The following is an 8,933-nucleotide window of genomic DNA, read 5'->3' on the forward strand; positions in this document are numbered from 1 at the left end:
GTCTCCTTCGACATCGACGCGAACGGCATCATGCACGTCACGGCCAAGGACCTCGGCACGGGCAAGGAGCAGAAGATGACCGTCACCGGCGGCTCTTCGCTCGGCAAGGACGAGGTCGACCGCATGCGCCAGGAGGCGGAGCAGTACGCGGAGGAGGACCACCGCCGCCGCGAGGCCGCCGAGTCCCGCAACCAGGGCGAGCAGCTCGTCTACCAGACGGAGAAGTTCGTCAAGGACAACGAGGACAAGGTCCCGGCCGAGGTCAAGACGGAGGTCGAGGCCGCTGTCACCGAGCTGAAGGAGAAGCTCAAGGGCGAGGACACGGCTGAGATCCGCACCGCGACGGAGAAGCTCGCCGCGGTCAGCCAGAAGCTCGGCCAGGCCATCTACGCCGACGCCCAGGCTGCCGGCGCCGCGGGCGCGGGCGCCGAGGGTGCCCAGCAGGCCAAGGACGACGACGTGGTCGACGCCGAGATCGTCGACGACGAGAAGCCGAAGGGTGGCGCTGCCTGATGTCGGAGGAGACGCCGGGTTTTGAGGAGCCCGAAGTCCCCGCCGGCGCGACGCCCGACGACGCCGCCGAGCCGAAGGCCGCCGACTCCTCCCCGAAGGACGAGGCGGCCCCGGCCGGGGACTCCGCAGCAGCACAGGCCGCGGACCGCTCCGCGGCGCAGTCCGCGAGCCAGGAGGTGGCTCTGCTGGCGCAGCTGGACCAGGCCCGTACGGCGCTCTCCGAGCGCACCGCGGACCTCCAGCGGCTCCAGGCGGAGTACCAGAACTACCGCCGCCGGGTGGAGCGGGACCGGATCACCGTCAAGGAGATCGCGGTCGCGTCCCTCCTGACCGAGCTCCTGCCGACCCTGGACGACATCGGCCGGGCGCGGGAGCACGGCGAGCTGGTCGGCGGCTTCAAGTCGGTGGCCGAATCGCTGGAGACGGTCGCCGCGAAGATGGGCCTGCAGCAGTTCGGCAAGGAGGGCGAGCCCTTCGACCCGACGATCCACGAGGCCCTGATGCACTCGTACGCGCCGGACGTCACGGAGACGACCTGCGTGGCGATCCTGCAGCCTGGGTACCGAATCGGCGAGCGTACGATCCGTCCCGCGCGCGTCGCGGTGGCCGAGCCCCAGCCGGGTGCGGCCGCCAAGTCCCCGGGCTCCGAATCGGCGGTCGCGGAAGGCGATGCGGCGTCGGACAAGGACGCGGATGCCCCCGACGAGGGCTGATGCACTTCACGTAGCGGCACGGGAGGAGGGACACCGGGGATGAGCACGAAGGACTTCGTCGAGAAGGACTACTACAAGGTCCTCGGTGTCCCGAAGGACGCCACCGAGGCCGAGATCAAGAAGGCGTACCGGAAGCTCGCCCGCGAGTTCCACCCGGACGCCAACAAGGGCGACGCATCGGCCGAGGAGCGCTTCAAGGAGATCTCCGAGGCGAATGACGTCCTCGGCGACCAGAAGAAGCGCAAGGAGTACGACGAGGCCCGCGCGCTCTTCGGCAACGGCGGCTTCCGCCCCGGGCCGGGGGCGGGCGGCGGCTCCTTCAACTTCGACCTGGGCGACCTCTTCGGCGGCGGCCAGCCGGGCGGCGCGGGCGGCGGCTTCGGCGGCGGTCTGGGCGACGTCTTCGGCGGCCTGTTCAACCGGGGCGGCGCCGGCGCGGGTACGGGGACCCGTACCCAGCCGCGCCGCGGCCAGGACATCGAGTCGGAGGTCACCCTCTCCTTCACGGAGGCGGTGGACGGGGCCACGGTGCCGCTGCGGATGTCTTCGCAGGCTCCCTGCAAGGCGTGTTCGGGCACCGGCGACAAGAACGGCACCCCCCGGGTGTGCCCCACGTGCGTCGGCTCCGGCCAGGTCTCGCGGGGCAGCGGCGGCGGCTTCTCACTGACCGATCCCTGCGCGGACTGCAAGGGCCGCGGCCTGATCGCGGAGACCCCCTGCGAGGTCTGCAAGGGCAGCGGCCGGGCCCGCAGCTCCCGCACCATGCAGGTCCGGATCCCGGCGGGCGTCTTCGACGGCCAGCGGATCCGGCTGCGCGGCAAGGGCGCGCCGGGCGAGCGCGGCGGTCCCGCCGGCGACCTCTACGTCGTCGTGCACGTCGGTGCGCACCCGGTGTTCGGCCGCAAGGACGACAATCTGACGGTGACCGTGCCGGTGACGTTCGCGGAGGCGGCGCTGGGCGCCGACATCAAGGTGCCGACCTTGAACGGCCCTCCGGTGACGCTGAAGCTCCCGCCGGGTACGCCCGGCGGCCGGACGATGCGCGCCCGCGGCAAGGGCGCGGTCCGCAAGGACGGCACCCGCGGCGACCTGCTGGTGACGGTGGAGGTCGCCGTCCCGAGGGAGCTGTCCGACAAGGCACGTGAGGCGCTGGAGATGTATCGCGAGGCGACGGAGTCCGAGGACCCGCGCTCCGCGCTGTTCGAGTCCGCGAAGGGAGCCTGACATGGACGGCCGCCGCAGCCAGCCCCGATTCGGCAACGGGGCTTACCAACTCACCGACGAGACCCCGGTCTACGTGATCTCGGTGGCCGCCCAGCTCTCGGGGCTGCATCCGCAGACCCTGCGCCAGTACGACCGCCTCGGCCTGGTCTCTCCCGACCGCACGGCCGGGCGCGGCCGGCGCTACTCGGCCCGTGACATCGAACTGCTCCGCACGGTGCAGGCGCTGTCGCAGGACGAGGGCATCAACCTGGCGGGCATCAAGCGGATCATCGAGCTGGAGAACCAGGTGACCGCGCTCCAGCAGCGCGTGGCCGAGCTCTCGGCGGCGGTGGACGGCGCGGCGGCCACGCTCCGGGCCCGCGAGGCCCAGGTGCACGCCTCCTACCGGCGCGACCTGGTCCCCTACCAGCCCCCGCAGCCGGGCAACGCCCTGGTGGTCTGGCGCCCGGCCCCCAAGCGCCCGCTGGACTGAGCGCCCTGCGCGTACGCGCGCCCGACGAGGCGGCGTACGCGCGCACGGCCAGGCCCCGCCCGGATGATTCCGGGCGGGGCCTCGTCGTGCGGCGGGGGGCGCCGGCGCTCGCTGCCGTGCGTCCGGGCCGTCAGAGCCGCGGTTCCTGGGCCGGGCCCGAGACGCGGCCCAGGATGCCCGACTGGGCGATGAGGTAGCCCAGTTGGGCGCGGCTGCCGCTGCCGAGGGCGGTGGCCAGCTTGGCGATGTGCGCGCGGCAGGTCCGTACGTTCATGCCGAGGCGGCGGGCGATGGCCTCGTCCACGTGGCCTTCGACGAGGAGCTGGGCGATGGAGCGCTGCACGCCCGAGATCCCGGACGGGGTCGGTCCGTAGGGGATCTGTTCGTTGAGCGGGGTGGCCCGCCGCCACAACTGCTCGAAGACCCTGACCAGATAGCGGACGAGCGCCGGGTGCCGCAGCTCCAGGGCGATCTGCTGGTCGTCGCTCGCCGGTATGAAGGCGACCGATTCGTCACAGATGATGAGCCGTTCAACCAGTTCCTCCAGCGTCCGGATCTCGACCTTGCCGCTGGCCATCCGGTCGACGTAGGCCATGGTGCCGCGGCTGTGCCGGACGGTGTGCTGGTAGAGCGTGCGCATGCTGACGCCGCGCCGGATGAGCGGCTGGTCCCGTTCTATCGCCTGGTTGAGGATGTTCTCCGAACGCCCGCCGCCCGGCTGGATGGTGAGCATTTCGGCCTGGCACTCGGCGGTGGCGACATTGAGAGCCGCGTTGATCCTGTTGAATCCCTCCAGCACGGTGATCGCATGCGTGGGCGCCGGCGTCAGCGCGCTGATGGCCATGAATGGCTCAAACGCTTCGGCGAGCTCGATGGAAGAGCGCCTGCGTTGCAGGATCTCCCGTTCGAGCGGGTGCAGGCGTTGAGCCAATGCCACCGAGGGCGGAACCGGACGGAGCCAGTTGTCGTCGTCCGGATCGGGGTGCAGCAGCGCGAATTCCAGCAGGCAGGGCGTCTGCTCGACTTCCTCGCGGGCGATTCGACCGGAGCTGAGGGCACTTGCGTACAGCTCGGCTCCCAGGTCGCACAGATCGGTCACCGCATGGGGATGTGTCTGGTTTATGCGCATAGTCGGCAAATCTCCCACCCCCAGGGTCCTGCATGTACAGGAACATGATGCATCGCCACGGTGGCAATGACGTGGCTCGATCAGTCATCGTCTGAGATGCGGGGGAGAGGAATCCATCAAGTGAGGACAACGTCGACCATGTACAAGAAATTGCTTCGCTCGGTGGCTGCCATTGCTCTCTCTACGGCTGCTGCTGTCGGTGGACTCTCGCTCGCGGACAGCGGCTGGGGGAGCGCGCCCGCGGACAGCGGATGGGGAGCCGGTCCCACCGGCAGCGACAGCGGGTGGGGCAGCGTCAGGGCCGACAGCGGGTGGGGTCCCGCGCCCGGCAAGAATGACAGTGGCTGGGGTGTGAACGGGAAGACCTCCGAGGCATGACCCCCGACGACCGCGGCTTCCGCCGCGAGATGGCCTCCGCTTACCGGTCGGGATGGCAGTTCATCGACCTGGCCACGGCGATCCCCTACGCGGGCGACTCGCTGATGGTCACCCTGTTCGGTCAACCGATCGTCGTCGTGCGCGAGGAGGACGAGGACGTACGTGCCTACCGGTGCCTGCGCCGCCCGCGGGGCGCGCCGCAGCCCGTCCGCTGCGAGGTGCGCTACGGAATGGTCTTCGTCAATCTTGATCAGCGCGATCACCAGCTCTTCGAAACCGACATCACCACTGCCACCCCCCGAAGTGCCTGACGCGATTCCCCCGTCGTTGCAAATCGCTCAGGCGCTACCCCCACACAGCGGCGCCATCGTGGACCTGACCACGATGGCGCCGCTGTGATGTCCGCGTCCAGTAGCCGACCGGACAAAAAAAGATGAAAACCGAACCGGTTGCCCTCCGGGCACCGGACGCGCCCAGGCGCCTTCCCCGGGCCGTACGCGCCTCAGGCGCGGCCCATCGCGCGGTCGAGGGTGATCTCCATGACCACCCGGTCGGGGTTGGGCGACGGCGTCCGCCCGTACCGCTCCGCGTAGCGCGCCACCGCGTCGGCGACCGACGCCTCGTCCGTACGGATCACCGCGCGGCCCTCCAGGGTGGCCCAGCGGCGCCCCTCCATCTGGCAGACCGCGACCCGCGCCCCGCCGGGCTCCACGGCCTGGGCGGCCAGGATGTTGCGGATCTTCTTGCTGTGCTTGTTGCTGATCACCCGTGCGAGGCCGGCCTGAGGGTCGTAGGTCACGCCCACCGGCACCACGTGCGGCGTGCCGTCGGGGCGCGGGGTGGTCAGCGTGCAGACGTGCCGCTCCCGCCAGAAGGCGAGGTACTCGGGCGTCGGGTTGCGTACGTCGTGGGACATGGCCCGAAGGGTACGTGCCGAGGCGTGCGAAGCCGCCCTTGAGTGGAATAGACTCAACTTTGCATAGGTTGTCTTTGTCAGACTCCAGACATCACTCATCACTCACATCGTTGTCCTGTCCAACCCTCCGGAGAGGAGAAGCCGCCCGTGGACGCCGAACTGACCAACAAGAGTCGCGACGCGCTGAACGCAGCCACCAGCAGGGCCGTCAAGGACGGCCACGCGGATCTGACCCCCGCGCACCTCCTGCTCGCCCTGCTGGCCGGCGCGGACAACGAGAACATCACCGACCTCCTCGCCGCCGCCGAAGCCGACCAGGCCGCCGTACGGGCCGGCGCGGAGCGGCTGCTCGCCGCCCTGCCCAGCGTCACCGGCTCCACGGTCGCGCCCCCGCAGCCGACCCGCGACCTGCTCGCCGTACTCGCCGAGGCCGACGCGCGGGCCGGCAAGCTCGGTGACGAGTACCTGTCCACCGAACACCTGCTCATCGCCATCGCCGCCAAGGGCGGCCCGGCCGCTGAGCTCCTTACCGCCCAGGGCGCGACCGCCGACCGGCTGTTGGCCGCCTTCGAGAACGCACGAGGAGGACGGCGGGTGAACACCCCCGATCCCGAGGGCCAGTACAAGGCCCTGGAGAAGTTCGGCACCGATTTCACGGCCGCCGCCCGCGAGGGCAAGCTCGACCCGGTGATCGGCCGCGACCACGAGATCCGGCGCGTCGTCCAGGTCCTCTCACGCCGTACGAAGAACAACCCGGTGCTCATCGGCGAGCCCGGCGTCGGCAAGACGGCCGTGGTCGAGGGCCTGGCCCAGCGCATCGTCAAGGGCGACGTCCCCGAGTCCCTGAAGAACAAGCGCCTGGTCTCCCTGGACCTCGGCGCGATGGTCGCGGGTGCCAAGTACCGCGGTGAGTTCGAGGAGCGGCTCAAGACCGTCCTCGCCGAGATCAAGGCGAGCGAAGGCCAGATCATCACCTTCATCGACGAGCTCCACACGGTCGTCGGCGCGGGCGCCGGCGGCGACTCCTCCATGGACGCCGGCAACATGCTCAAGCCCATGCTGGCCCGCGGCGAGCTGCGCATGGTCGGCGCGACGACCCTGGACGAGTACCGGGAGCGGATCGAGAAGGACGCGGCGCTGGAGCGGCGCTTCCAGCAGGTGCTGGTCGCCGAGCCCAGCGTCGAGGACACCATCGCGATCCTGCGCGGTCTCAAGGGCCGCTACGAGGCCCACCACAAGGTGCAGATCAACGACAGCGCGCTGGTCGCGGCCGCCACCCTCTCCGACCGGTACATCACCTCCCGCTTCCTGCCCGACAAGGCCATCGACCTCGTGGACGAGGCCGCGTCCCGGCTGCGCATGGAGATCGACTCCTCCCCGCTGGAGATCGACGAGCTCCAGCGCTCGGTGGACCGCCTGCGGATGGAGGAGCTGGCGCTGAAGAACGAGTCCGATCCGGCCTCGCGCGAGCGTCTCGAAAAGCTCCGCAAGGACCTGGCGGACAAGGAGGAGGACCTCCGGGGGCTGACCGCCCGCTGGGAGAAGGAGAAGCAGTCCCTCAACCGGGTGGGTGAACTCAAGGAGCGCCTGGACGACCTGCGCGGCCAGGCCGAGCGGGCCCAGCGCGACGGCGACTTCGACTCCGCCTCCAAGCTGCTCTACGGGGAGATCCCGGCGCTGGAGCGGGAGCTTGCCGAGGCCACGGAGGCCGAGGCGGAGGTCGCCAAGGACACCATGGTCAAGGACGAGGTCGGCCCGGACGACATCGCGGACGTGGTCGGCGCCTGGACCGGCATCCCGGCGGGCCGCCTCCTCGAAGGGGAGACGCGGAAGCTGCTGCGGATGGAGGCCGAGCTGGGCCGCCGCCTGATCGGCCAGGACGAGGCCGTACGGGCCGTCTCGGACGCCGTACGCCGCACCCGCGCCGGGATCGCCGACCCGGACCGCCCGACCGGCTCCTTCCTCTTCCTCGGCCCGACGGGCGTCGGCAAGACGGAGCTCGCCAAGGCGCTCGCGGACTTCCTCTTCGACGACGAGCGGGCCATGGTCCGCATCGACATGTCGGAGTACGGCGAGAAGCACACCGTGGCCCGCCTGGTGGGAGCCCCGCCCGGGTACGTGGGCTACGAGGAGGGCGGCCAGCTGACCGAGGCGGTCCGCCGGCGCCCGTACAGCGTGGTCCTGCTGGACGAGGTCGAGAAGGCCCATCCGGAAGTCTTCGACATCCTGCTCCAGGTCCTCGACGACGGCCGCCTCACGGACGGGCAGGGCCGGACCGTGGACTTCCGCAACGCCATCCTCGTCCTGACCTCGAACCTGGGCAGCCAGTTCCTGGTGGATCCGGCCACCCCGGCGGAAGAGAAGAAGCAGCGGGTCCTGGACCTGGTCAGGGCGAACTTCAAGCCGGAGTTCCTCAACCGGCTGGACGACCTGGTGGTCTTCTCGGCGCTGACCGGTGAGGAGCTGGCCCACATCGCGGAGCTCCAGATCGGCCGCCTGGCCAAGCGCATGGCCGACCGCCGCCTGACCCTGGACGTCACGCCCGGAGCCCTGGCCTGGCTGGCGGAGAAGGGCAACGACCCGGCGTACGGGGCCCGGCCGCTGCGCCGCCTGATCCAGACGGCGATCGGCGACCGGCTGGCCAAGGAGATCCTCTCGGGCGAGGTCAAGGACGGCGACACCGTACGGGTCGACGTGGCCGGCGAGGAGCTGCTGGTCGGCAAGGCCTCCTGACCGGGCCCGTCGTCGGCGGGTCCCCGTTGCGCCGTCCGTGTGCTTGCCGCCGGCCTTCCACGGGCCTGCCCGGGGGCCCGGCACCGCCTTGCCCGCGCCGTGTTCGCTGCCTGCTCGATGTCCGCCCGGAGCGGATCGGGGGTCCGGGGGTGGACACGGGGCGGGCGCCATGGTGGAGGATGAAGGTATCCGCACGAAGGGAATATCACGGTGAGCATCGACCCGGCCTCGATTCCGAACTTCGGAGGGCAGCAGCCCGAGCCGCAGGGGGCCACAGGACCGGCGGGCCCCGTCGTCCCCGACCAGGATCTGGTCAAGCAGCTGCTGGAGCAGATGGAGCTCAAGTACGTCGTCGACGACGAGGGTGACCTCGCGGCGCCGTGGGAGGAGTTCCGCACGTACTTCATGTTCCGCGGCGAGGACGAGCAGCAGGTCTTCTCCGTGCGGACCTTCTACGACCGTCCGCACAAGATCGAGGAGAAGCCCCAGCTTCTTGAGTCGATCGACGACTGGAACCGCCGCACCCTGTGGCCCAAGGTCTACAGCCACACCCACGACGACGGATCCGTCCGCCTGATCGGCGAGGCGCAGATGCTGATCGGCACCGGCGTCAGCCTGGAGCACTTCGTGTCCTCCACGGTCAGCTGGGTCCGCGCCTCCATCGAGTTCGACAAGTGGCTCGTCGAGCAGCTCGGCCTGGAGAAGGACATCGACTCCTCCGGCAGTGACGGCGACGACGCGAGCTGAGCCCCGCCTGCCGCCCGGGCGCGCACCGCGCGCCATGAGCGGCGGGCCTGGGGCGTGAGGTAGGTGACGTGGAGGGCTACGGGGGCCCGGCCCGAAGCCAAAAAAAAC

9 protein-coding genes are annotated in these 8,933 nt (G+C 70.5%); 7 read left to right on the forward strand and 2 right to left on the reverse strand.

The features are described 5' to 3' along the window. From ACWDX7_RS28100 to ACWDX7_RS28115, 4 genes are all read left to right on the forward strand, one after another. On the forward strand, positions 1-513 hold a 513-nt coding region (locus tag ACWDX7_RS28100), incomplete at its 5' end, for an Hsp70 family protein (RefSeq protein WP_451492166.1). Continuing rightward, entirely contained in the window at positions 513-1,226 is a 714-nt protein-coding gene (gene grpE / locus ACWDX7_RS28105) for a nucleotide exchange factor GrpE (protein ID WP_451492165.1), read from the forward strand. The genes ACWDX7_RS28100 and grpE, both read left to right, overlap by 1 nt. A gap of 39 nt (positions 1,227-1,265) precedes the next feature. Next, positions 1,266-2,450 carry a molecular chaperone DnaJ gene (gene dnaJ / locus ACWDX7_RS28110; protein ID WP_451492164.1) on the forward strand — a complete coding sequence of 395 codons (1,185 nt, stop codon included), beginning with the start codon at positions 1,266-1,268 and terminating at the stop codon, positions 2,448-2,450. A gap of 1 nt (position 2,451) precedes the next feature. Beyond that, positions 2,452-2,922: a heat shock protein transcriptional repressor HspR gene (locus ACWDX7_RS28115; RefSeq protein ID WP_451492163.1), complete on the forward strand. Its 471-nt coding sequence runs from the start codon at positions 2,452-2,454 to the stop codon at positions 2,920-2,922. A 130-nt stretch (positions 2,923-3,052) separates the two neighbouring features. On the opposite strand, the gene ACWDX7_RS28120 is transcribed toward ACWDX7_RS28115, so the two are convergent. Further along, positions 3,053-4,051: a helix-turn-helix transcriptional regulator gene (locus ACWDX7_RS28120; RefSeq protein ID WP_451492162.1), complete on the reverse strand. Its 999-nt coding sequence runs from the start codon at positions 4,049-4,051 to the stop codon at positions 3,053-3,055. A 374-nt stretch (positions 4,052-4,425) separates the two neighbouring features. On the opposite strand from ACWDX7_RS28120, the gene ACWDX7_RS28125 reads away from it, so the two are divergent. Continuing rightward, positions 4,426-4,740 (forward strand): (2Fe-2S)-binding protein, encoded by a 315-nt coding sequence (locus ACWDX7_RS28125; RefSeq protein WP_355417965.1) that lies wholly within the window; start codon positions 4,426-4,428, stop codon positions 4,738-4,740. Positions 4,741-4,931: 191 nt separating this feature from the next. On the opposite strand, the gene ACWDX7_RS28130 is transcribed toward ACWDX7_RS28125, so the two are convergent. Continuing rightward, entirely contained in the window at positions 4,932-5,345 is a 414-nt protein-coding gene (locus ACWDX7_RS28130; protein ID WP_451492161.1) for a pyridoxamine 5'-phosphate oxidase family protein, read from the reverse strand. A gap of 147 nt (positions 5,346-5,492) precedes the next feature. Between ACWDX7_RS28130 and clpB the strand changes: the two genes are divergently transcribed. Both clpB and ACWDX7_RS28140 read left to right on the forward strand, forming a co-directional pair. After that, positions 5,493-8,078, forward strand: a complete 2,586-nt coding sequence (gene clpB / locus ACWDX7_RS28135) for an ATP-dependent chaperone ClpB (protein ID WP_451492160.1) — start codon at positions 5,493-5,495, stop codon at positions 8,076-8,078. 210 nt (positions 8,079-8,288) lie between these two features. After that, positions 8,289-8,825: a YbjN domain-containing protein gene (locus tag ACWDX7_RS28140; protein WP_451492159.1), complete on the forward strand. Its 537-nt coding sequence runs from the start codon at positions 8,289-8,291 to the stop codon at positions 8,823-8,825. Positions 8,826-8,933 lie beyond the last annotated feature (108 nt).

The organism is Streptomyces sp. NPDC003034 (assembly GCF_053591375.1).